Here is a 23277-nt window from a genome sequence, read left to right on the forward strand (position 1 = left end):
TCCACGTTGGCCGCTTCGCATTATTTTTCGACCGACTGTCGTTATCGTGTCCAGCCCTTTCCGCGTTACCGAATAGATCGGGATTTTATCCGCGATGGGGGAAAGCATGGTTGAGACACCCGTGGCCATCATCGGCGCCGGCTTGGGCGGGTTGTGCCTGGCCCAGGCACTGACCCGCGCCGGCATTGATTGCGCCGTCTATGAGCGTGACGCGGCGCTGGACAGCCGCCCCCAGGGCTATCGCCTGCGCATCGACGCGGACGGGCAGGCCGCGCTGGCCCATTGCCTGCCCCCAAGCCTCTACGACTTGTTCCGGCGAACCTGCGCCAGGCCCGGGCCGATGCCGCGCTTCCTGGACAGTGGTCTGGACGTGAAGGCGGCCCGGGCGCCCGCCAGCTGGGAAACCGGGGCCGGTCCGGATGACGGCGCCGACCTGTGCGCCCATCGGCAGACCCTGCGCGAAATCCTGATGAGGGGCATCGAACCCCGTGTCCATTTCGGCAAGACCTTCGACGTCCTGGCGGTCCGGGCCGATGGTGGGGCGCGGGTGACCTTCTCCGACGGCACCCACATCAACGCCGGCCTGGTGGTGGCTGCCGACGGCCTGAACTCCAGCGTCCGTCGCCTGCTGGCTCCGCAGGCCGATCCCTTGGACACCGGTGCGGTCTGCCTCTACGGCCGCACGACGCTGACGCCCCCGGTGCGCGTGGCGGTGGGCGATGTCCTGGTCGCCGGCACCACGGTGGTCTTCGCCGACGGCTGCGCCGCCGTGATCGATCCCATGCGGTTTGATTGGCCGGCGGCGGCGGGCGGCCTGACCCGCGCCACCGATTACCTCTATTGGGCGCTGGTGGCGCCCCGGTCGCGGTTGGGGGCGCCTGGCCCCGTGCTGGGCATGGCCGCGGCCGACGTGGCCGGGCGGCTGATGGACGGCTGGCATCCCCACCTGCGTGCCCTGGTCGATTTCGCGGATGCGGACGGCCTGGCCCTGGTGCCGGTGCGCAGCGCCCGGCTGGCGCGAACCTGGCCCGCCTGGGGGGATGGCCCCGTCACCTTCCTGGGTGATGCCATCCATGCCATGAGCCCGGCCGGTGGCCTGGGCGCCAACACCGCCTTGCGTGACGCCGCAGAATTGGCGGCTCGCCTGGCCGGGCCCCTGTCGCCGCAAGCCGCCGCCCGCGATTACGAGATCGAGATGCGCACCCGGGCGGCCCGGGCCATCCACCTGTCCGAACAGGGCGCCGCCGCCCTGTTCGCCGATGTCATTTAAGGAAAGCTTCCATGGATGATTTCCAGCTGCACGACGTCAGCGATTTCCCGGTGGTGCGGCCCCGCCCGGGGCCGGTGTCGCCCGGTGCCGGCGTGCAATGGGTACGGGAAATGGACGCCCTGCTGGCGCGCGCCCAGCCCTTCGTCATGGTGATGGACGGTTCCATGCATGAGGAAGAGGCGCATGAGGACCGGCGTGAGCGGGCCATCTGGATGAAGCAGAACCGCGACCGGATGGCGGCGCTGTGCCGGCTGGTGGTGGCGGTGGAACCCGACGCCGTGCGTCGCGCCGCCTTCAAGGTCCAGGCCGCCATCGCGGTCAAGGCCTTCGGCGTGCCCATGGACGTGACCGCCACGCAGGAAGAGGCCGCCCTGAAAGCGGCGACCGCGCTGGCCGCCTAAAACCAGGTACGAAGATCGGCGGCTTGAGCGCGTCTCAAGCCGCTGTAGGCCTCGACCGCCGCTTGAGGGAGTCGGCGTTACGCCGACTTCATGTCCAGCGCGTAGCCGGCGGAACGGACGGTGCGGATCATGTCCAGTTCCGTCTCCTCGTTCAGGGCCTTGCGCAGGCGGCGGATGTGCACGTCCACGGTGCGCGGCTCGACATAGACGTCGTGGCCCCAGACGATGTCCAGCAGCTGCTCGCGTGAGAAGACGCGGCCCGGGTGCTGCATGAAATGGCGCAGCAGGCGGAATTCCGTGGGGCCCAGGTGGATGTCGCGGCTGTTGCGGCGGACGCGGTGGGCCGCCAAGTCCATGCTGATGTCGCCGTAGCGCAGCAGTTCCTCGGCCAGCGAGGGCACGGCCCGGCGCAGCACGGCGCGGATGCGGGCCACCAGTTCCGTCGGGCTGAAGGGCTTGGAGATATAGTCGTCGGCGCCGGAGTTCAGGCCCCGCACCTTGTCCGCCTCTTCCCCGCGCGCGGTCAGCATGATGATAGGGATCTCGCGGGTCTTGGGGTTGCGGCGCATCTGGCGGCAGACCTCCAGCCCGCTCATCAGCGGCAGCATCCAGTCCAGCAGCACCAGGTGGGGCGTCTGTTCATCGGCCAGCAGCAGGGCTTCCTCGCCGTCGCCGGCGGTCAGCACCCGGAAGCCTTCCTTTTCCAGGTTGTAGCTCAGCAGGGTGACGAGGTCGGCTTCGTCCTCGACGATCAGGACCAAGGGCTTCAACGACGCGTTCATGGAGTGTCCCTAAAACTGGCTGTCGGGTATTGGGATAAGGCAGTGGATCAAAGGTCTTCCGGCGCGTCGGCGCCGTGCAGGCCGCTGCCGTGCAGATCGACGTCGGCGGTGGGGCCGACCACGAAGCTGGATTCGTCATGCTTGGGCCGATCCGTGGTCAGCGGGCGGCCCAGCACCAGGAAATGGATGGTCTCGGCGATGTTGGTGGCGTGGTCGCCCGCGCGTTCCAGATTCTTGGCGATGAACAGCAGGTGGGTGCAAGGGGTGATGTTGCGCGGGTCTTCCATCATATAGGTCAGCACCTCGCGGAACAGGCTGGTGTACAAATCGTCCAGCTCCTCATCCCGGTTCCAGGCGTCGATGGCCTTGCCCACGTCGCGGTCGATGTAGGCGTCCAGCACGTCCTTCAACATGCTTTCCACCAGCTTGCCCATGCGCGGGATGGCGCTGACCGGGCGCACGGCCGGCAGCTTGGCCAGGGCCAGGCTGCGCTTGGCGATGTTGGCGGCGTAGTCGCCGGTGCGTTCCAGGTCGGCGGAGATTTTCAGGGCGGCCAGCACCTCGCGCAGGTCGCTGCCCACCGGCTGGCGCAGCGCCAACATGCGCACGGCCTCCTGCTCGATGCCGCGCTCATAATCGTCCAGCTGCTGGTCGGACTTCATCACCCGGGCGGCCAGGTCCACGTCGCGGCGCACGACCGCCTGCACGGCCGCATCCACCTGGGCCTCGGTCACGCCGCCCATCTGGGTGATCATGTTGGACAGGCGCTGCAACTGCTGCTCGAACGACTTAACCGTATGCTCGGCCGGCATTCTCTCACCACCCCTGGCTCTCTCACCGCCCCTGGTCCCCGGCGGTGCCGGCGGGGGCATGAACGTCAACGTCCGGCAGGACGAAACGCCGGTCGGGCAGGTGGACCATAACGGCAGGTCGCTATGGAATTGCTACAGTGGGGCGACAGTTTTATGACAGTGACAGCCCGATGACGGTGCGCGCGAAAGCCGTTGATAGTCAGCGGCTTATCCCTGCCCATGCGGATGGGTTGATGATACCGAATCCATGGCGGCGCCCTTAGGCGACGCCACGTCCGGCTTCCTGTGACAGATTCGGGGCAGTTTGGGGCGTGCTGGCCTCCATCGCCGGCAGGTGCACGGTGAAGGTGCTGCCCTTGCCCACTTCGCTGTCGATGCTCAGGCGGCCGCGATGGCGGTTCACGATGTGCTTCACGATGGCCAGGCCCAGGCCCGTGCCGCCCAGCGCCCGGCTGCGCGCGGCGTCCACGCGATAGAAGCGCTCCGTCAGGCGTGGCAGATGGGTGCGGGCGATGCCGTCACCCCGGTCGGCGACCGACACCTTGACGCCGGACACCTTCACACCCGGCGTCTGGCGGGCACGGATGCCGGTGGCGCCGGGGGCGGGCGGGGCGTCGGCCCGCTCCAGCGTCACCACCACCTCGCTCTGTTCCCGGCCGTACTTGATGGCGTTGTCGATCAGGTTCTGGAACACCTGGGTCAACTGGTCCTCGTCCCCCGGCACCGGCGGCAGGTCGGATGCCCCCTGCACCTTGATGGTGATCTTCCGTGCCGCCGCCTTCAGTTCCAGCATGGCGACCACGCTGGCCACCAGGTTGGCGACGTTGGTCTCGCCCGTGGGGTGGGTGTGCTCGTCCAGCTCAATGCGCGACAGGGACAAAAGATCGCTGACCAGGCGGGCCATGCGGCCGGCCTGTTCCTGCATGATGCCCAGGAAGCGGTCGCGGGCGTCGGCATCGTCGCGGGCGGGGCCACGCAGCGTCTCGATGAAGCCCACCAGGGTGGACAGCGGCGTGCGCAACTCATGGCTGGCGTTGGCCACGAAATCGGCCCGCATCTGTTCCGACCGCTTGATGGCGGTGATGTCGTGCAGGGTGACGATGGCCGTGGTCTCGCCCTCCAGTCCGCCTTCGCCGGTGGCCGGGCGGAAGGGCGTCACCCGCACCTCCAGCACGCGCTCCACCGGCAGGGGCAGGGTGAACTCCACCCGCCGGCTGTCGCCGCCGGCCAGCACGGCGTCCACTGCGGCCAGGACGTCGGGGTTGCGCACGCTTACGGCCAGGTCGCGCGCCGGCATGCGGTCGCCGAATAGGGCGCGGGCGGCGCTGTTGGCCCGCGCCACGCGGCGCTTGGCGTCCACCAGCATCAGCGGATCGTGCAGCGCCTCCACCACCGCCTCGTCGGCGGCCAGGCGGTGTTCGATCTCATCGCGGTGGCGCAGCCAGCCCTGGTGCAGGTGCGCGACCTCCTCCAGCAGGGCGGCACCGGTCGCGGTGCGGGCGATGGGGGGTGCCAGGGGGGTGCGCCGGTCGCGCACCTGTTCCAGGTATGTGGCGACCAGGCGGCCGTCGCGCAGCACCAGATGGCGGGCCACGGCGGTGACGGCGGCCACCAGGGCGAAGGCACCCACGGCCAGGAACGGGTCCAGCCGCCCGGAAAGCACCAGGGCCGCCAGCAGGGCGCCGGTGGGGGCCAGCATCAGCACGGCGATGGCCACGAAACGATCAGGACGCGATTCCAAGCCAGATATCTCCAAATCCCCGTCCGGGTGACGGGGCCGGGCGGTGTTGCCACCGAACATAGCGCAGCCGGCGCGTTTGGGGCCCCTCTCGGGACCTGCGTCACGGAAGTTTAATTCCGGCCCTGGTGCACCGGGCAAGGAAAAGGCCGGGCACTCCAAGGGCGTTACCCCTGTCGTGCCCGGCCTTCACGCGGCGATCGCCTGTTCGGATGCCCCAATCAGCCGGCGGTCTGCAGGCTGTCGTGGGCGGCCATGACGGCGGCGGTCAGCAGTTCGTTGGACGTGGCGCCCATCTGCACGATCTGCGCCGGCTTCTCCAGCCCGATCAGCAACGGGCCGATCAGGGTGCCGCCACCCATCTTCTGCAGCAGCTTGGACCCGATGTTGGCGGTGTGCAGCGCCGGCATGATCAGCACGTTGGCGGGGCCCGACAGGCGGCTGAACGGGTACAGGCGCTTCATCAGGTCGTGGTCCAGGGCCACGTCCACCGACATCTCGCCCTCATACTCGAAGTCCACGTCGCGCTGGTTCATCAAAGCCACCGCGTCGCGCACATGCTGCGCCCGCTCCCGCATCGGTTGCCCGAAGTTGGAGAAGGACAGGAAGGCCACGCGCGGCTCATGCCCCATCTGGCGGGCCATGCGGGCGGCACCCTCGGCGATGTGGACCAACTGCTCGGCGGTGGGGCGCTCATGCACCGTGGTGTCGCCGATGAACACCGTCTGCTTGCGCAGTGCGATCACCGACAGGCCGAAGGCCGGTGCGCCGGGCAGCGGGTCGATGACGTGCCCGATCTCCGCGAACGAGGTGAAGAAGTCGCGGGTCAGGCCGGTCACCACCGCGTCGGCGTCGCCCTGCGCCACCATGCAGGCGCCGAAGACGTTGCGATGCTGGTTCACCAGGCGCTGGCAGTCGCGGTGCAGCAGGCCCTTGCGCTGCAGCCGGTCGTACAGGAACTCGGTGTAACGCTCGTTATGGTGCGACAGGCGGGCGTTGTGCACCTCCAGCGGTTCCACCTTGTCCAGGCCCAGGGCGGCCACCTTCTCGCGCACCACGTCCTCGCGCCCGATCAGGATGGGCGTGCCGTAGCCGGCGGAGCGGAAGGCCAGGGCGGCACGGATCGTCCGCTCCTCCTCGCCTTCGGCGAACACCACGCGGCGGGGGCTGGCCTTCACCTTGTCGAAGATCTGCTGCAGGCTGTCGGCCGTGGGATCCAGGCGCAGGCGCAAGGTCCGCCGGTAGGTCTCCATGTCGGCGATGGGGCGCTTGGCGACGCCGGTGTCCATGGCCGCCTGGGCCACGGCCGCCGGCACCTTGACGATCAGGCGCGGGTCAAAGGGCACCGGGATGATGTATTCCGGGCCGTAGCGCAGGCGCTGGCCGGAATAGGCGGCGTCCACCTCATCCGGCACGTCCTCGCGCGCCAGTTCGGCCAGCGCGTTGACGGCGGCGATCTTCATGGCGTCGTTGATGGTGCTGGCCCGCACGTCCAGGGCGCCGCGGAAGATGTAGGGGAAGCCCAGGACGTTGTTCACCTGGTTGGGATAGTCGGACCGGCCGGTGGCGACGATGGCGTCGTCGCGCACCGACTTCACCTGTTCCGGGGTGATCTCCGGATCCGGATTGGCCATGGCGAAGATGATGGGCTTGGCCGCCATGGTGGCCACCATCTCGGCCGTCACCGCGCCTTTGACCGACAACCCTAAGAACACGTCCGCGCCCTTCAGCGCCTCGGTCAGGGTGCGGGCGTCGGTGTGGATGGCGTGGGCCGACTTCCACTGGTTCATGCCCTCGGTCCGGCCCTGGTAGACGACGCCCTTGGTGTCGCACAGGGTGACGTTCTCATGCGGCACGCCCATGGACTTGATCAGTTCCACACAGGCGATGGCGGCGGCACCGGCGCCATTCACCACCAGGCGGGCGTCGGCCATGGTGCGGCCGGTCAGGTGCAGGGCGTTGACCAGGCCGGCGGCGGCGATGATGGCGGTGCCGTGCTGGTCGTCATGGAAGACGGGGATGTCCATCAGTTCGCGCAGGCGCTGCTCGATGATGAAGCAGTCGGGCGCCTTGATGTCTTCCAGGTTGATGCCGCCGAAGCTGGGGCCCAGGTAACGCACGGCGTTGATGAACTGCTCCACGTCACGCGTATCGACCTCCAGGTCGATGCCATCGACGTCGGCGAAACGCTTGAACAGGACGGCCTTGCCCTCCATCACCGGCTTGGAGGCGAGGGCGCCCAGGTCACCCAGGCCCAGCACGGCGGTGCCGTTGGAAATGACGGCCACCAGGTTGCCCTTGGCGGTGTAGTCATAGGCCGTCGACGGATCCTCATGGATGCGCAGGCAGGGCACGGCGACGCCCGGCGAATAGGCCAGCGACAGGTCGCGTTGGGTCGTCAGCGGCTTGGTCGCCGTGATCTCCAGTTTGCCGGGGCGCCCGCTGGAATGCAGCAGCAGGGCTTCCGCATCGGTGACGCGCTTGTCGGTATCGGCCATGATCTTTCTCTCTCCACCGCATTTGCCGGACCGGTCGTTGCCGGTCCTTTCATTCGCGGACCGGTTCCCGGTCCTTGTCATTATTGCGGCGGATGGTAGCTGAGCGGTCCCGCGGCGGTCACGGGCAAATCCGCCCCCGACCTCTGTTCCGCGGGCGGGGCTGCAATCGCGGTAGGTCGGGGGCGGTGCCGGGCGCCGAAGCGCCCCACCCTGCCTTTAGATCGGGGCCGGCAGGGCTGTCACGAGGGCGGCGGTTTGGGGCAGGGCCGCATCCCGTGACATTCCTTTTACGATGGCCAGCCTTGGATCCCGTCTGCCGGTCGCCCAGATTTTATTCGGCACGCCTATCGACAGGGCATTGCCCGCGGCCCGTATAAGAGGTCATGTATGCACTGCGCGACATAGACGTCCCGGGTCACTCTTCAGGGGAACTGATGGACGAACCTGTCCAGCCGAAGCCCGCCTCCGGCGTGGTCTCGGCCGCTGCTGATTGCAAACCGGTGACGGCGATCCTGCCGGAACCGGGGGATGACGCCCTGCTGGCCCGTATTGCCGAGGGTGACCGGCAGGCGTTCGCCCTGCTGGCCGGTCGTCATGCGCCCAAGGCCATGAAGCTGGCCCAGCGCATCCTGGGCAACGCGGCCGATGCCGACGAGGTGGTGCAGGAGGCGATGCTGCGGGTGTGGACGGGGGCCAAGAACTGGATCCCCGATGGCCGCGCCCGGTTTTCCACCTGGTTACACCGGGTGGTGGTGAATTTGTGTGTGGACCGGCGGCGGCGTCCCGCCTTCGCCGGATTGGAAGGAATTCCGGAACCGCCTGATCCGACCCCATCGGCTGTGAGCATGATGGCGCGGCAACAGACGGCCAAATTGGTGTCGCAGGCATTGGCGGAGCTGCCGGAACGGCAGCGGTTGGCCGTCACGCTCTGTTATTATGAGGAACGCAGTGCCGCCGACGCTGCGCAAATCCTGTCCCTGTCTGTTTCGGCGGTCGAGTCGCTGTTGGCCCGGGCCCGGCGCGCGTTGCGGGTGCGTCTGTCCGGTGTGGTCCAGGATACGGGAGAGGTCTAGGGGGTCGTCATGACTGACAGGGAATGGTCTAGCTTCGATACGGAAGATTTGGCGGAACTGACCGCCGTTTACGGCGGCAACCCCGCCCGCTGGCCGGGCGACCGCCGGGCTGCGGCGGTGCGTGTGCTGGCGGAAGATGCCGCCGCGCACGAATTGGTTGTGGCCGAGGCGCGCCTGGACGCCCTGTTGTCCATGGTGGCGGAGCCTGAAATTTCGGCGGCGCGGGTCGACCGCGTCGTGGCTGGTGCGCTGGCCCGGCTGGAATTGCCGCCGCAGGCTGCGGCGGCCACGGCGCCGGCGGCCAAGGTGCGAACCTTCCTGCCCTCGCCCTTCGACGTGGTGCGCACGGCCCTGTCCTGGTGTGCGGTGCGCGCGCCGCAGGCTGGATGGTTGGCGGGTGCCACCGCCGCCGGTATCATGGTCGGTGCCGTCACCATGCCGGCGGCCAACCTGACCACCGCCACCAGCGGTGGCGGCCATGCCGGTGTGGAAACGGCGCAGGCCAGTGTCACCGACATGCCCAGCCTGCTGTTCACCTCCTACACGGTGGAGACCGGCGCGCGATGACGTTCTTTTCCAGCCGGTGGCGCGGCCCCCTGCTCATCGCGTCCGTCGGTGTGAACCTGTTTTTGGCCGGCACCGTCGTGCCCCATCTTTTCCGCCATCATGACGTGCCGGGGCGTGAACCCGGTCCGGGTCTGAACTTCCATCCCCGGCCGTTGTCGGATTTCCTGTCGCCCAGCGACGCGGAAATCCTGGAAAAGGCGATTTCGCCGGACCGAATCGATTTCCAGGCGTTGGACAAGCAGGCCCGTGAGGCCTGGGCCGAGAGCCAGCGCCTGCTGGCGGCCGACACCTTCGACGCGCCAGCCTTCGCCCATGTGATGGCGCAGGTGGCCGAGGGGCGCCGGTCGTTCGAGGAATCGCGTCATGCCTCGCTGGTGGATGCGTTGTCCAAGATGTCGCCCGAGGGGCGGCGGAAGCTGGCGGAGATGAAGGTGCCCTTCGTCCTGGGCGGCGGTCCGCATGGTCCCTGGGGCCCCGACGACCGCCGCGACCATGGTCCCGATGGGCGCGGGCCCGATGGCCGGTTCGACGGCCCCGGTCCGGATGGGCGTTTCGATCATCCGCCGCATGACGGCAACGACGCCGCGACCCCGCATAACGACGGCGGCATTCCCCTGACGCCGCGGGCGCCCACGGCCGCGCCGGTGCCGTCCGGCGACGCCACGCCCCACTGATCGTTTGGTGCCATGGTTCGACGGCGTTATGCCGTCGTAGGCTGCGACTGCAGCCGCCGGAGATTTCCGGGGAGCGAGGCGGACTGGAAATCGAGGATAAGCCCAGCGGCCGGATGGTCGCGCCCGGCGTCTGAGGATGGTATGAGCAGCGGGCTCCGCAGTCAGGCGACGGCGGAGCCCGTTTCCGTTTCCGGCGGCAGTGCGCCCAGCCAGTCGCGCAGCCAAGCCGACAGTGTGTCGGCGGCGGTGGCGGTGCTGTCGCGCAGGCGCACGGCCAGCGCCCGCTGAATTTCCGGAGGATCGTCGCGCAGCGACTGCTGCGCGCGGCGGGCATCGGCCGACAACGCGGCCAGGCCGACGTTCGCCGCCACCCCGCACAGGGTATGGGCGGCGTGGCCGGCGGCGGTGATGTCGCCCCCATTGGCCATGTCCAGGAAACGCTCCGCCGTTTCCACCAGGGTCTGGACGGTGATGGTGATGAACTCCGGCAGGTCACGCCGGCCGATGGCCTGGGCCACGCTTTCCATCTGGCGCGTGTCCAGCAGGGCGGTATCGCCCGCCGGCTCCTCCGGCCAGACGGTGCCGCCACGGGCGGCCCAGGCCCCCCGCATGGCGTCCAGCAGGGCTTCGGGCCGGATGGGTTTGGTGACGAAGCCGTCCATGCCCGCCGCCTGGCAGCGCGCGGCGTCGGCGACGTCGCCGTTGGCGGTGGTGGCGACGATGGGCACGGCCGCCCGCGTGGCGTCGGGCAGGGCGCGGATGCGGCGGGCCGCTTCCAGCCCATCGATGCCCGGCAGTTGCATGTCCATCAGCACCAGGTCGAAGCGGCCGCGCGCCACCACGCGCACGGCGGCGGCACCATCCGCCACCAGGGTCACCCGGTGGCCGCGTGTGCGCAACAGGGCGTCCAGCACCACCTGGTTGGCGGTCACATCCTCCACCACCAGCACGGCCAGCGCCGGCAACTCGGGCACTGCTTCACCGCTGGCCACCGCGACGGCTGCTGCTTCCGGCACGCTGGAGGGCACGGCGAACCAGAAATGGCTGCCGTCGCCCGGCTGGCTCTGGAAGCCGATCTCCCCATCCATGGCCTCCACCAGCCGCTTGGCGATGGCCAGGCCCAGGCCGCTGCCGCCATAGCGCCGGGTGACCTCGACACTGGCCTGGCTGAACGTTTCGAACAGGCGGTCCTGGGCGGCTTCCGGCACGCCCACGCCGGTGTCCGACACGATGACGCCGAACCGGAGGTCGCCTTCCGGCGTCCGGTCGGCCGAGGCGCTGATGCGCACCCAGCCGCGCTCAGTGAACTTGATGGCGTTGCCGACCAGGTTCAGCAGCACCTGGCGCAGGCGTAGCGGGTCGCCGGTCAGGCGGGACGGAAAATCGGGGGACAGGCGGACCTGCAGGTCCAGGCCCTTTTCCGCCGCGCGGCCCGCCATCAGGTCGCGCACGCCGTCCAGCAGGGCGACGGGGTCGAAGGCCGTCGCCTCCACCTCCAGCCTTCCTGCCTCCACCTTCGACAGGTCCAGCACGTCGTTCAGGATGGCCAGCAACGATTCGCCCGACTCATGCACCGTGCGGACGTAGTCGCGCTGGCGCATGGACAGGCCCGTGTCCAGCAACAGCCGGGTCAGGCCCAGGATACCAGTCATGGGGGTGCGGATCTCATGGCTCAAGGTGGCCAGATAGCCGGACTTGGCGCGGTTGGCCTCATCCGCCGCGCGCTTGGCCGCCGTCAGGTCCACGTGCAGTTCCAGCATGCGGCGCGTGCGCAGCCAGCTCTGCCGGCCCATGCGGTAGAGGAACACGGGATATAGCAGGCAACCGACCACCATGGCTGGGCGCGGCATGGGCCCCTGCGCGGTTGCGACCAGGACCAGCAGGGCCAGGGCCGGCGGCACCAGTTGCAGCTTCAACGCCAGCCTGTGCGGGGTGATGCCGCCGACGCGCAGGGCCATGGCGGTGCTCAGCACCAGCACCAGGAAGGAACGGCTGGTGGCATCGACCGGCCAGGCGAACAGCGGCAGCAGGCTCCACGTCACCGGTAGCGCCAGCCGGGCGCCGGTCAGGCGCCAGTTCCAACGGTGGGGATCACCCAACCGGTCCACTTGGCCCAGGAAGCGGCGGTATGTCCATTGCGACAGGACCAGCGCTATCAGCGACAACGTCATCCAGGTGGCCACGGCCGGCCATGGTGCCCAGGCCGCACAATTCAGGGCGACTACCGTCGTGAGGATGGGCACCATCCAGGAATCGTCCTGGTGGTTCAATGCCATCAGAATCAACTGGCCCAGCTGGATCAGCCGCGGGCGGGGCATCGAATCGGCGCGGCGGCTCAGTGATTCCAGGAGATCGATGCGGGCGCCCGCCTGGGCCGCAATCCGATTGATCGTAAGGGGAAAGGCGCTGGCGCGGGGGCCGCCACCCGGCGGATGGCCCAGATGCTGCGATCCCCGTTTGAAGCGCCCCACGTCCGGTTCCCTGTGGCCTGTTAAGGATCATACGCCGACATCGTCGCCCACTGGGAACGCCGGCCCGCCGCCAATCATCGAAAACCAAAAAGGGGACAGACGGGGCCGGCCGCGTGACGGCCAAACCCGGTTCCCCCAAGCACGCGACTGTACGATGACTTGGCGGTCGCGCCAATTGCATTTGCGAAGCGGATGCAATTAAGTCGCGGAAAAAACTAGTAAAATGTGATGCAATAAGGGCTCCGCCGCTGCCGACACGGAACTTGGCCGGCAGATAAATCCATTGCCTGTTCGAATTGATTTCGGTTGGCGTTGGCCTTGGGCTTTAACAGGCGTGCCGTTGTTTCTTGCGCCGCGTTCTCGCTTGCAGGCTGGGACGCCCCGGCCGGAAGAATTCAGCGGGTCTATAAATTGAACCGCTGCCGGGGGCCGTGCTAACCATTAGCCGGATCAGATCGACGGCCGGTGTAAACCGTTTGCCGTGCCGGGACCCGTGGGGTCATAATCCGGTCTCTTGTAGGGGGCAGGGTGGCATGTTTCGGAAGGTGATGGGCTGGATTGCCGGCAAGGGGGATGACGTGTCGACCCCGCCAGGCGCTCTCCCTCCCACCGCAAGGCCCGACGGGGACGGGCCGCATGGGGAGGTACCGCAGGACCGGGCAGGTGAGGGGCGCGGCGAGGGCGCCCGTGGTCCTGTGTTCTCTTCACGCGCCGTGCGCGACGCCGCGGTCGTCACCGCCGCCATCGACGGCATCCGTCGCTTCGTGGCGGGTACGGAACAGGCCGATGACCTGATTCTTCAGGTGCGGTCGCTGTCGGCGGAACAGTTCGGTTTCCTGCAGATCAGCATCGACCCGGCCTTGACCGACAAGGCGGTCGCCCAGGCGGCGGATGGCGATACCCCGCCCGCACTGCGTCGTCTGCTGGCCGACATCAACGATGGCGGCCGCGTGGTGGATGAACCGGCGCCCCCAGCCGTGGCTGCGCCTGCCGCCGCCTCAACTGCGCCGGCAGCCGAAGCGGCCCTGGCCGTAGCGTCACCCATGCCGCCGTCAGGATTGCAGCCTTCGGCACCCGATACGCCGCCGGCCGCGGACGCCTTATCGGTGCCGGTGGGCGAAGCCGGCGGGGACGCCGTTCCGCCACCGCGTTCCGCGCCGTTGTTCACCAACCTGCTGTCCCGGGGGCCTGGCACGCTGGTCCGCGACGCGACGTCGGCCGGCCGGGCCGAAATGCGGGCCATGCCGACGCCCACGACGCGGGTGCCCGGCGCCATGTCCTTGCGTGCCGCCCCGGCGACGCCGGTCAAGCCGCTGGCCATGCATGGGCCCATTCCGGCGCCCCCCCTCTCCAGCCCCGCTGTTTCCAGGCCGGTGCCCACCATGCCCGGCGGCGCGCGCATGGCGACTATCCCTGCCGTCGCCACCCGCGTGACTTTGCGGGCTACGCCTAAGGATGTCGCCCCCATGCGGTCGACACCGGAAGCTGAGACACACCACCCGCTGTTGCCACGGCTGTGGTGGTGGAGGCGCCGCCGCAGGCCTCCTCCGACGCGCCGGTGCCGCCACCCACCAGGCCGCCGTCCGCCCGGCCCTCATCCAAGGCGGTGCCCCGCATCGCCCGGAGTGTGGCGGAGGCCCGCCGGGCTCGGTTGCTTGATACCCTTTCCGGCGAAACCTGATGCCCGTGCCTTTCTTCCCCATGCCCCCCTTTCCCGTGACCGGATGAGCGAAGCCATGACCGATGAGCACCGTGACGCCCAAGGCCCTGATGGCGACGCCGGCGCGGCGGCCGCTGCTGAAAGCACCCCTCTCGCCGATGCGGCCCCTTCGCCCCCGGCGGGAATGACGCCGGCGGTTCCGGCCGACGCCGAGGCCGGGGCGGTGGAGGCGGAGCGCGTGCATGAGGGGGAGATCGAGGACACGGTCGACCCGTTCGACTATGCGGAGGCCATCGTCCGTGACCTGGCGCTGCACGTCGGCGGCCGGCTGCGGGACCTGCGCACCGACCTGACCGCCATGCATTCCGCGGTCGTTTCGTTGCCGGAAACGATGCGCATCAACGCGCTGGGCCAATCCATCCAGGAATTGCGCGAGCGGGTGGCCCACCTGACCGGGGTGGTCAGCCACCACGCCGGCCGCCCGGCGGAAGAGACGGAGCGTCTTGCCCGTGCGGCTGGCGACCTGTCCCGTCTCCAGACGGAACTCACCCAGCGCGTGGGCGTGCTGGAGAACTGGCTGACCCACGCCAAGGCGGTGAATGGTGTCCTGCTGCCCGACGTGCCGCCCGGTCCGCTGCCGGAACAGCTGAGCGGCATGGTCGATCACATGCATGAATCGCTGCTGCGCGTGGTCGCTGCCGTCCGCGGCGTGCAACTGGACATGCGCGACCTGCGGGAGAAGGTGACGGGCGAAGCCGCCCCGGTCCCGGGGATCGCCGTTTCCGCGCCGGCGCCGGATGCCGTGCAGGCCCTGGCCGGCCGGCTGGACGCCGTGGAGGAAAGGTTGCGCCGTCCGCTGTCCGCCGCCCCGGCTGATCGGGGCGCGGACACCACCACCGCCGGCCTGGCATCGCTGCTGTTCGGCGCCTGGCCCAGTCTGATGCGGCCCACGGGGGCGGAAACGCTGGCCCAGGCGGTCGCCACCGTGCTGTCAGGGGTGTCCCACGTCCTGGGCGCCACCGTGCAACTGCCCCAGGCGCCGCAGGATGGCGGCCTGGTGGCGGTGGCCACCGGGCGCCATCGCGGCATGCCGCTGGCCATCCTGGTGGGCGTTGAGGATTTGGGCGGCCGCCACTGGGTGCTGGGGGATGAGGGTGATGTCCTGTCCGACAGCGGCTTCACCCGCGTCTCCACCCTGCGCGGCCTGGTGAAGGCGGCGGCACTGGTGGAACAGACCCGGCCGGGCACCCTGGCCGTCTCCATCCTGGTCTACGGCAACGGCGTCATCAGCCAGGCGCCGTCGCGTGACGCCCTCACTACCCTGGCCCAGGCCGCCGGCATCCCGGGTGCCGCCGGCCGCACCCTGCTGGTGGCGGCCGGCGACCTGACGGCGGCGGGCCTCCTGCCCGTGGCCGAGGTCGGCAACGCCGTCAGCGACCTGGCGCTGGACTGAGCTGCCTTTTCCCCAAAAGAAAGGGGCGCCACCCGGCTTGGGTAGCGCCCCTTTTTTCATGTCCCGTTTCCGGGACTGAACCCGAAGGGCCCTCTGCGGCCCCCCGGATCCGGTACGCCTGCTTACTCGGCCGCCTGCGGCTGGTTCAGCATGTTGCGCAGCACGTAGTGCAGGATGCCGCCGTGCTTGAAGTAGTCGACCTCGTCCAGGGTGTCGATGCGGCAGAGCACCGGCACGGTCTCGACCTTGCCATCCGCACGGGTGATGGTCAGGGTCAGGTCCATACGGGGCTTCAGGCCGGCCTCGACGCCGGTGATGTCGACGATCTCCGTGCCGTCCAGGCCCAGGGACTTGCGGGTGACGCCGTCCTTGAACTGCAGGGCCAGGACGCCCATGCCGATCAGGTTGGAGCGGTGGATACGCTCGAAGCTCTCGGCCACCACGGCGCGGACGCCCAGCAGGCGGGTGCCCTTGGCGGCCCAGTCACGCGACGAACCCGTGCCGTATTCCTGGCCGGCGAACACCACCAGCGGGGTGCCTTCGGCCTGGTACTTCATGGAGGCATCGTAGATCGACATGACGTCGCCGGTGGGGATGTACTTGGTCACCCCGCCTTCGACGCCCGGCACCATTTCGTTCTTGATGCGGATGTTGGCGAAGGTGCCGCGCATCATGACTTCGTGGTTGCCGCGGCGGGCGCCGTAGCCGTTGAAGTCCACCGGCTCCACGCCGTGGCTGATCAGGTAGGTGCCAGCGGGGCTGGTCTTCTTGATCGAACCGGCGGGGGAGATATGGTCGGTGGTGATGCTGTCGCCCAGGATGGCCAGCGGGCGGGCCTTCTTCACGTCATGCACCGCACCCGGGGTGGTGGTCATGCCTTCGAAGATCGGCGGCAGCTTCACATAGGTGCTGTCGTCTTCCCACTTGTAGGTCAGGCCGGTGGCGGTCTCGATCGACTGCCACTGCTGCGGACCCAGGAACACGTTGGCGTAGCGCGACCGGTACATTTCCGGCGTCAGCGACGAGGAAATGGCGGCGTCGATCTCGGCGCTGCTCGGCCAGATGTCCTTCAGGAAGACGTCCTTGCCGTTCTTGTCCTTGCCCAGCGGCTCGGTGGTCAGGTCCTTGCGCAGCGTGCCGGCCAGGGCGTAGGCGACCACCAGCGGTGGCGAGGCCAGGTAGTTGGCCTTCACCTGCGGGTTGACGCGGCCTTCGAAGTTGCGGTTGCCCGACAGGACGGAGCAGGCCAGCAGGTCGTTGGCGTCCACCGCCGCACCGATGGCTTCCGGCAGGGGGCCGGAGTTGCCGATGCAGGTGGTGCAGCCGTAGCCGACCAGGTTGAAGCCCAGCTTGTCCAGGTACGGGGTCAGGCCGGCGGCGTTCAGGTAGTCGGTGACGACCTGGCTGCCGGGGGCGAGAGAGGTCTTCACCCACGGCTTCGTGGTCAGACCCGCCTCAACCGCCTTCTTGGCCAGCAGGCCGGCGGCCACCAGCACGTTGGGGTTGGAGGTGTTGGTGCAGCTGGTGATGGCGGCGATCACCACGTCGCCATGATCGACCGTGAAGTCGGAGCCGGCGACCTGGGCGGGGTTGCTGTCGGCCTTGCCGGCGTAGTCCTTGGCGAACACGTTGGCGAATTCGGCCTTGGCGTTGGACAGCAGCACCCGGTCCTGCGGGCGCTTCGGGCCGGCCAGCGACGACTCGACGCTGTTCAGGTCCAGTTCCAGCGTGTCGGTGAACACGGGCTCGGGGCTGTCGGCATCGCGCCACATGCCCTGGGCCTTGGCGTAGGCTTCCACCAGGGCGACGCGGTCGGCGTCACGGCCGGTGAACTTCAGGAAGCGCACGGTCTCGGCGTCGATCGGGAAGATGCCGCAGGTGGCGCCGTATTCCGGGGCCATGTTGGCGATGGTGGAACGGTCGGCCAGGGTCAGGGCATCCAGGCCGGGGCCGAAGAATTCCACGAACTTGCCGACCACGCCCTTCTTGCGCAGCATCTGGGTGACGGTCAGCACCAGGTCGGTGGCGGTCGCCCCCTCCTTCAGCTTGCCCGTCAGGCGGAAGCCGATGACTTCCGGGATCAGCATGGAGATGGGCTGGCCCAGCATGGCCGCCTCGGCCTCAATGCCGCCCACGCCCCAGCCCAGCACGCCCATGCCGTTCACCATGGTGGTGTGGCTGTCGGTGCCGACCAGGGTGTCGGGGTAGGCGACGGTGGCGCCGGTCTGGTCGCCGTCGGTCCACACGGTCTGGGCCAGGTACTCAACGTTCACCTGGTGGCAGATGCCGGTGCCGGGCGGCACGACGCGGAAGTTGTTGAAGGCCTTCTGGCCCCAGCGCAGGAACGCGTAGCGCTCGCCATTGCGCTGGAATTCCACGTCCACGTTCTTCTGGAAGGCTTCGGGGCCGCCGAAGTAGTCCACCATCACGGAATGGTCGATGACCAGGTCCACGGCGGTCAGCGGGTTGATCCGCTCCGGCTTGCCGCCCAGGCCCACCATGGCTTCGCGCATCGCGGCCAGGTCGCACACGGCGGGGACGCCGGTGAAGTCCTGCATCAGCACGCGCGCGGGGCGGTAGGCGATCTCACGGTCGCTGCGGCGGTCGACCAGCCACTGGGCGGCGGCCTTCACGTCGTCGACGCTGACGGTGCGCCCGTCCTCGAAGCGCAGCAGGTTTTCCAGCAGCACCTTCAGGCTGTAGGGCAGGCGGGACAGGTCGCCCAGGCCGGCGGCCTCGGCGGCCTTGAGGCTGAAGTAGTCGTAGCTCTTGCTGCCGACGCTCAAGCTGCGGCGGGTTTTCAGCGTGTCGTGACCGGTGATCGTGGACACAGGAGTGGCCTCCTCGGGAAAGGGATGGTGCCGCACGCCGGTACCCTTCAGCGGGTGTCATGGCCCGTCATGCGGACGGCCGGTCCGTCACCCTCGCGAACGCCCCCTTATAAAAGGTGTAACAAGGCGGTGGGGGGCGCCCTTGATCGAAGGGTGGGTGCGGAAAGGCGCGCGCGCGAGGTTTACCGCTTTTTGGCCCCGCGATCAAATGCCCGGAGGGTTGCGGTATGGGCGACACCGCATGCCTCCCCTGCCGAGAATCCCCGGCGCGACACCCGGCTATCCATTTGGCGGCAAACGGGGTCAGGCCCGTGATCGTTCGATCATCCCGGCTTGACTTGGGCTGCGTGCGGCGCGGATGGTCGCAGGGTGGGGCAAACGGGAAAACGGACATCGACGGCACATGGCATCCTACGCCTTGAGGCGCCTATTGCAGGCCGTGCCGACCCTGCTGGCCATCATCACGCTGGCTTTTTTCCTGATGCGCGCGGCGCCGGGCGGACCCTTCGATGGTGAGCGCGCCCTGCCGCCGGCGATCGAGGCCAACCTGAAGCGGGCCTATCATCTGGACCAGCCGCTGCCGGCGCAGTTCGCGCATTATCTGGGCGGCGTGGCGCGGGGCGATTTCGGTCCCAGCTTCACCTACAAGGATTTCAGCGTGGCCGACCTGCTGGCCGCCGGTTTTCCCATCTCTCTCCGGCTGGGACTGGCGGCGGCGATGCTGGCCGTGCTGCTGGGCGGGGGCCTGGGGGTCGTGGCGGCGCTGCGCCGGGACGGCTGGATCGACCATGCCGTGATGGGCTTGGCCCTGGTGGGCGTCACCCTGCCCAACTTCGTGGTGGCCCCCCTGCTGACCCTGCTGTTCGGCCTGACCCTGCATTGGCTGCCGGTGGCGGGGTGGGGCGACGGCACCTTGGCGGACGACCTGGCCCACATGGTCCTGCCGGTGGCGGCGCTGGCCCTGCCGCAGGTGGCGGTGGTGGCACGGCTGACCCGTAGCGGCCTGGTGGAGGCCTTGCGCGCCAATTTCGTGCGCACCGCCCGGGCCAAGGGCTTGGGCGGCCCGGCCATCCTGTTCCGCCACGTGCTGCGTCCGGCCTTGCTGCCCGTCGTGTCCTACCTGGGGCCGGCGGTGGCGGGGCTGGTGACGGGGTCGGTGGTGGTGGAGCAGATCTTCGCCCTGCCGGGCATCGGCCGCTATTTCGTGCAGGGCGCCATCAACCGCGACTACACCCTGGTGATGGGCACCGTCATCCTCTATGGCACGCTGATCGTGCTGATGAACTTGGCGGTGGATTTGGCCTATGGGCTGTTGGACCCCCGGGTGCGCTACGAATGAACGGGGCGCGGGACAGGCTGGCGGGGATGAGGGGCGGCCGGTCGCCCTGGCGGGACGCTGGGCGGCGGCTGATGGGCAACCGCGCGGCCGTCGTGGCCCTGGTTCTACTGGCGGCTATCGTGCTGCTGGCGCTGGTCGCCCCGTGGCTGAACCCCAACAGCTATGACGACGTGGACTGGGACTACATCGCGACCCCGCCCACCCTGGCCAACCACCACTGGTTCGGCACCGACGCCATCGGCCGCGACCTGTTCGTGCGCACGCTGCTGGGTGCCCGGGTCTCGCTGATGGTGGGGCTGGTCGCCACCGGCGTGGCCCTGGTCATCGGTGTCGTCTATGGGGCGGTGGCGGGGTATGCCGGCGGGCGGGTGGATGCCCTGATGATGCGGCTGGTCGACGTGCTGTACGCCATGCCGCTGATGTTTTTCGTCATCATCCTGATGGTGGTGTTCGGGCGCAGCATCCTGCTGGTCTTCGCCGCCATCGGCGGGGTGGAATGGCTGACCATGGCGCGCATCGTGCGCGGCCAGACCCTGGCCCTGAAGCGGCGGGAATTCGTGGACGCGGCGCGTGCCGCCGGCGTGCGGCCGGCCGGCATCCTGGCCCATCATATCATCCCCAACCTGATGGGGCCGGTCATCGTCTACGTCACCCTGCTGGTGCCGGCTGTCATCCTGGTCGAAAGCTTCCTGTCCTTCCTGGGCCTGGGCGTGCAGGAACCCATGACCAGCTGGGGCGTGCTGATCGCCGACGGGGCGCAGGAGATGGAGGTGGCGCCCCACATGCTGTTCTTCCCGGCCGCCTTCCTGACGGCGACCCTGTTCTGCTTCAACCTGATCGGCGAGGGCTTGCGCGGCGCGCTCGAGCCCGGGGACCGGTAGGGCATGGCGGAACCCCTGTTCCAGCTGTCCGGCCTGACGGTCGATTTCGCCACGCGCGAAGGCCCCGTGCGGGCGGTACGCGGCGTGGATTTGGCGGTGGGCCGGGGCGAATGCCTGGGCGTCGTCGGCGAAAGCGGATCGGGCAAAAGCCAGCTGTTCCTGGCGGCCCTGGGCCTGTCGGCCGCCAATGCCCGTGTGGGCGGCAGCGCGCGCTTCGATGGCCAGGAACTGCTGGGCCTGAAGTCCAGCGCCCTCAACCGGGTGCGGGGCACGCGCATCGCTTTGGTGTTCCAGGATGGCGGCACGGCCCTGACGCCGCATCTGCGCATCGGCCGCCAGATGGCGGAGGGGCTGGTGGCCCACCGGGGATGCTCGTGGACGGACGCCCGGCGCCGTTGCCTGGACATGCTGTCGCTGGTGCGCATTCCGGATGCCGCCCGGCGCCTGGACCAGTATCCGCATGAACTGTCGGGCGGCATGCGCCAGCGGGTGCTGATCGCCATGGCCCTGCTGTGCGATCCCGACCTGCTGATCGCGGATGAGCCCACCACCGCGCTGGACGTGACGGTGCAGGCGCAGGTCCTGGACCTGCTGGCCGATCTGCGACGGGACCGGGGCATGGCGGTGGTGCTGATCACCCACGATCTGGGCACGGTGGCCGGCCTGTGTGACCGGGTGGCGGTGATGTACGCCGGCCGCCTGGTGGAAAGCGGGCCGGTGGCCGCGCTGTTCGACGCCCCCGCCCATCCCTACACCCGGGGCCTGCTGGCCTCCGTCCCCCGGCTGGATGGCGCGGACGGTCCCCTGGCCACCATCCCGGGCCAGCCGCCCGACATGCGGACACCGCCGCTGGGCTGCGCCTTCGCACCGCGCTGCGCCTGGGTGGGGGAGGATTGCCGGGCGGCGGAACCGCCGTTGCTGGTTGATGGCGTCCGTTCCCGCGCCTGCCATCGCGCCGTCGCCGCGCTGGAGGTCCGGCCATGAGCGGTGGTCTGCTGCGGGTGGAGGATCTGTCGGTCCAATTTCCCGTGCGCCTGCCGGGGCTGCTGGCGCGCCGCGGCACCTTGCAGGCGGTGGCGGGTATCAGCTTCGTCTTGGCGCCGGGGGAAACGCTGGGCGTGGTGGGGGAAAGTGGCTGCGGCAAGTCCACCCTGGGCCGGGCCATCCTGCGCCTGCTGCCCGATGCCGCGTCGATCACGGGACGGGCGCTGCTGGACGGCGCCGACCTCATGGCGCTGGCGGGCGAGGCCCTGCGCCGCCGCCGCGCCGACATCCAGATGGTGTTCCAGGACCCGCTGGCCAGCCTCAGCCCGCGTCGGACGGTTGGGCAGGCGATCGCGGAACCGCTAAGCGCTTTCCGTCCCGATCTGGACGGGGGGACGCGGGCCGCGCTGGTGGCGGAGATGATGGACCGGGTGGGGCTATCCCCCGCCCTGGCCGGGCGCTACCCCCACGAATTCTCCGGCGGGCAGTGCCAGCGCATCGCCATCGCCCGCGCCATGGTCGCGGCCCCACGCCTTGTGGTGTGTGATGAGGCGGTGTCGGCGCTGGACGTCTCCGTCCAGGCGCAGATCGTCAACCTGCTGGCGGCGCTACAGGCGCAAACGGGCCTGTCGCTGCTGTTCATCAGCCACGACCTGGCGGTGGTGCGCCATCTCAGCCATCGGGTGATGGTGCTGTACCTGGGGCGGGTGATGGAAATCGCCGACCGTGACAGCCTGTATGCCCGGCCGCTGCACCCCTATACCCAGGCGCTGCTGGCGGCGGTGCCGTCGCTGTCGGGCGTCAGGGCCAGGACACCGATGGCCCTGGGGGCCGACCTGCCGTCGCCCCTGGACCCGCCATCGGGCTGCGTCTTCCGCACCCGCTGTCCGCGCGCCACCGATCTGTGCGCGGCCCAGGTTCCGCCGCTGGTCAGCCACGGGCCGGGCCGTCAGGTGGCGTGCCACCACCCGGGCTGATGCGCAATCAAGACTTGATGGGAATCAGGTGCTGGATGAAGGGGGCCACTTCCCAGCCGCCGTCCCAGATCATGTGGCAGGCGACATAGGCGATGATCGCCAGCCCGATATATGAAATCCAGAAATAGCGGGACAGCAGGCGGGCAATCAGTGTCGCGGCGGCCCCCATCAGGGCCACCGAAAGGATCAGGCCCAGCACCATGACCCAGGTGTGGTCCTCGGCCGCGCCGGCCACGGCCAGGACGTTGTCCAGGGACATGGAAATGTCGGCCACGGCGATCTGGCGGATGGCGACGGCCACGCTCTTGCCCTTGGCGCCGGTGGCGCTGTCGGTGTTCCCGGGCAGGTCGTGCGCCTGTTCCTTGCCGTGGTTGCGCAACTCGCGCCACAGCTTCCAGCACACCCACAGCAGCAGGATGCCGCCGGCCAGCGTCAGGCCGATGATGTCCAGTAGGCGGGTGGCCAGCAGGGCGAAGCCGATGCGCATGATCACGGCGACGCCGATGCCCCAGAAGATTACTTTGCGCCGCTGTTCCACGGGCACGCCCGTGGCGGCCATGCCCACCACCAGGGCGTTGTCACCCGCCAGTACAAGATCGATCAGTAGAACCTGGAGAAGGGCGGTCAGTTCGGCGAGCAGCATCAGGTCGGCCATTCCGGTCGTGGATTGACCCTACATACCATGGTTGCGGCATAAGCGCGCGCCGGATCGCCCGCGTAACGGTCGGCGGGTGCGGTACGCGTGCTAAGTGTATCCTGGATAAAATACGGCCCGCACACTTCAAGAAGTGGCGGGCCGAGAGTTTTGGCAGTTGGGTCCTGCTCTGTGATACAGGACACCTTACCTAAAGCCGATGCCGCAAAAG

17 protein-coding genes are annotated in these 23277 nt (G+C 69.0%); 10 read left to right on the forward strand and 7 right to left on the reverse strand.

The window, feature by feature from the left end; all coding sequences use genetic code 11:
• Positions 1–106 precede the first annotated feature (106 nt).
• Together PW843_21995 and PW843_22000 are read left to right on the forward strand one after the other, a co-directional pair.
• Positions 107–1270, forward strand: coding sequence for an NAD(P)/FAD-dependent oxidoreductase (locus PW843_21995; GenBank protein ID MDE1149242.1), 1164 nt, complete (start codon positions 107–109; stop codon positions 1268–1270).
• Positions 1271–1281: 11 nt separating this feature from the next.
• Positions 1282–1671 (forward strand): hypothetical protein, encoded by a 390-nt coding sequence (locus PW843_22000; protein MDE1149243.1) that lies wholly within the window; start codon positions 1282–1284, stop codon positions 1669–1671.
• Between the two features lie 77 nt (positions 1672–1748).
• Here PW843_22000 and phoB read toward each other — a convergent pair whose 3' ends face one another.
• The 4 genes from phoB to PW843_22020 all read right to left on the reverse strand — a co-directional run bounded on the left by phoB (position 1749) and on the right by PW843_22020 (position 7501).
• Entirely contained in the window at positions 1749–2453 is a 705-nt protein-coding gene (gene phoB, locus PW843_22005; GenBank protein MDE1149244.1) for a phosphate regulon transcriptional regulator PhoB, read from the reverse strand.
• A gap of 47 nt (positions 2454–2500) precedes the next feature.
• Positions 2501–3265, reverse strand: a complete 765-nt coding sequence (gene phoU, locus PW843_22010) for a phosphate signaling complex protein PhoU (protein ID MDE1149245.1) — start codon at positions 3263–3265, stop codon at positions 2501–2503.
• A gap of 259 nt (positions 3266–3524) precedes the next feature.
• The gene (locus PW843_22015) at positions 3525–5015 is read right to left on the reverse strand and encodes an ATP-binding protein (protein MDE1149246.1); all 1491 of its coding nucleotides are present in this window, start codon (positions 5013–5015) and stop codon (positions 3525–3527) included.
• 209 nt (positions 5016–5224) lie between these two features.
• Positions 5225–7501 carry an NADP-dependent malic enzyme gene (locus tag PW843_22020; GenBank protein MDE1149247.1) on the reverse strand — a complete coding sequence of 759 codons (2277 nt, stop codon included), beginning with the start codon at positions 7499–7501 and terminating at the stop codon, positions 5225–5227.
• Between the two features lie 434 nt (positions 7502–7935).
• On the opposite strand from PW843_22020, the gene PW843_22025 reads away from it, so the two are divergent.
• The 3 genes from PW843_22025 to PW843_22035 are packed head-to-tail and all read left to right on the forward strand — an operon-like array spanning position 7936 to position 9815.
• Positions 7936–8574 carry an RNA polymerase sigma factor gene (locus tag PW843_22025; GenBank protein MDE1149248.1) on the forward strand — a complete coding sequence of 213 codons (639 nt, stop codon included), beginning with the start codon at positions 7936–7938 and terminating at the stop codon, positions 8572–8574.
• A gap of 9 nt (positions 8575–8583) precedes the next feature.
• Positions 8584–9141 (forward strand): hypothetical protein, encoded by a 558-nt coding sequence (locus PW843_22030; GenBank protein MDE1149249.1) that lies wholly within the window; start codon positions 8584–8586, stop codon positions 9139–9141.
• Entirely contained in the window at positions 9138–9815 is a 678-nt protein-coding gene (locus PW843_22035; GenBank protein ID MDE1149250.1) for a periplasmic heavy metal sensor, read from the forward strand. Before PW843_22030 ends, PW843_22035 begins: the two co-directional genes overlap by 4 nt.
• A gap of 161 nt (positions 9816–9976) precedes the next feature.
• Here PW843_22035 and PW843_22040 read toward each other — a convergent pair whose 3' ends face one another.
• On the reverse strand, positions 9977–12286 hold the full coding sequence (locus PW843_22040) for an ATP-binding protein (GenBank protein MDE1149251.1): 2310 nt from the start codon (positions 12284–12286) through the stop codon (positions 9977–9979).
• A 695-nt stretch (positions 12287–12981) separates the two neighbouring features.
• Between PW843_22040 and PW843_22045 the strand changes: the two genes are divergently transcribed.
• Entirely contained in the window at positions 12982–15399 is a 2418-nt protein-coding gene (locus PW843_22045) for a hypothetical protein (protein MDE1149252.1), read from the forward strand.
• Positions 15400–15521: 122 nt separating this feature from the next.
• Here PW843_22045 and acnA read toward each other — a convergent pair whose 3' ends face one another.
• Positions 15522–18230: an aconitate hydratase AcnA gene (gene acnA / locus PW843_22050; GenBank protein ID MDE1149253.1), complete on the reverse strand. Its 2709-nt coding sequence runs from the start codon at positions 18228–18230 to the stop codon at positions 15522–15524.
• A gap of 403 nt (positions 18231–18633) precedes the next feature.
• On the opposite strand from acnA, the gene oppB reads away from it, so the two are divergent.
• From oppB to PW843_22070, 4 genes are read left to right on the forward strand one after another with little or no spacing between them, the layout of a single operon-like run.
• Positions 18634–19569, forward strand: coding sequence for an oligopeptide ABC transporter permease OppB (gene oppB / locus PW843_22055; protein MDE1149254.1), 936 nt, complete (start codon positions 18634–18636; stop codon positions 19567–19569).
• Between the two features lie 26 nt (positions 19570–19595).
• The gene (locus PW843_22060) at positions 19596–20450 is read left to right on the forward strand and encodes an ABC transporter permease subunit (protein MDE1149255.1); all 855 of its coding nucleotides are present in this window, start codon (positions 19596–19598) and stop codon (positions 20448–20450) included.
• A 3-nt stretch (positions 20451–20453) separates the two neighbouring features.
• A complete protein-coding gene (locus PW843_22065; protein ID MDE1149256.1) occupies positions 20454–21434 on the forward strand; it encodes an ABC transporter ATP-binding protein in 981 nt (326 codons plus the stop codon).
• Positions 21431–22411, forward strand: coding sequence for an ATP-binding cassette domain-containing protein (locus PW843_22070; protein MDE1149257.1), 981 nt, complete (start codon positions 21431–21433; stop codon positions 22409–22411). The genes PW843_22065 and PW843_22070 overlap by 4 nt, the downstream gene beginning before the upstream one ends.
• Before the next feature lie 7 nt (positions 22412–22418).
• On the opposite strand, the gene PW843_22075 is transcribed toward PW843_22070, so the two are convergent.
• Positions 22419–23066: a TerC family protein gene (locus PW843_22075; GenBank protein MDE1149258.1), complete on the reverse strand. Its 648-nt coding sequence runs from the start codon at positions 23064–23066 to the stop codon at positions 22419–22421.
• Positions 23067–23277: the final 211 nt, after the last annotated feature.

The sequence above is a fragment of the Azospirillaceae bacterium genome (assembly GCA_028283825.1).
GTDB lineage: Bacteria > Pseudomonadota > Alphaproteobacteria > Azospirillales > Azospirillaceae > Nitrospirillum.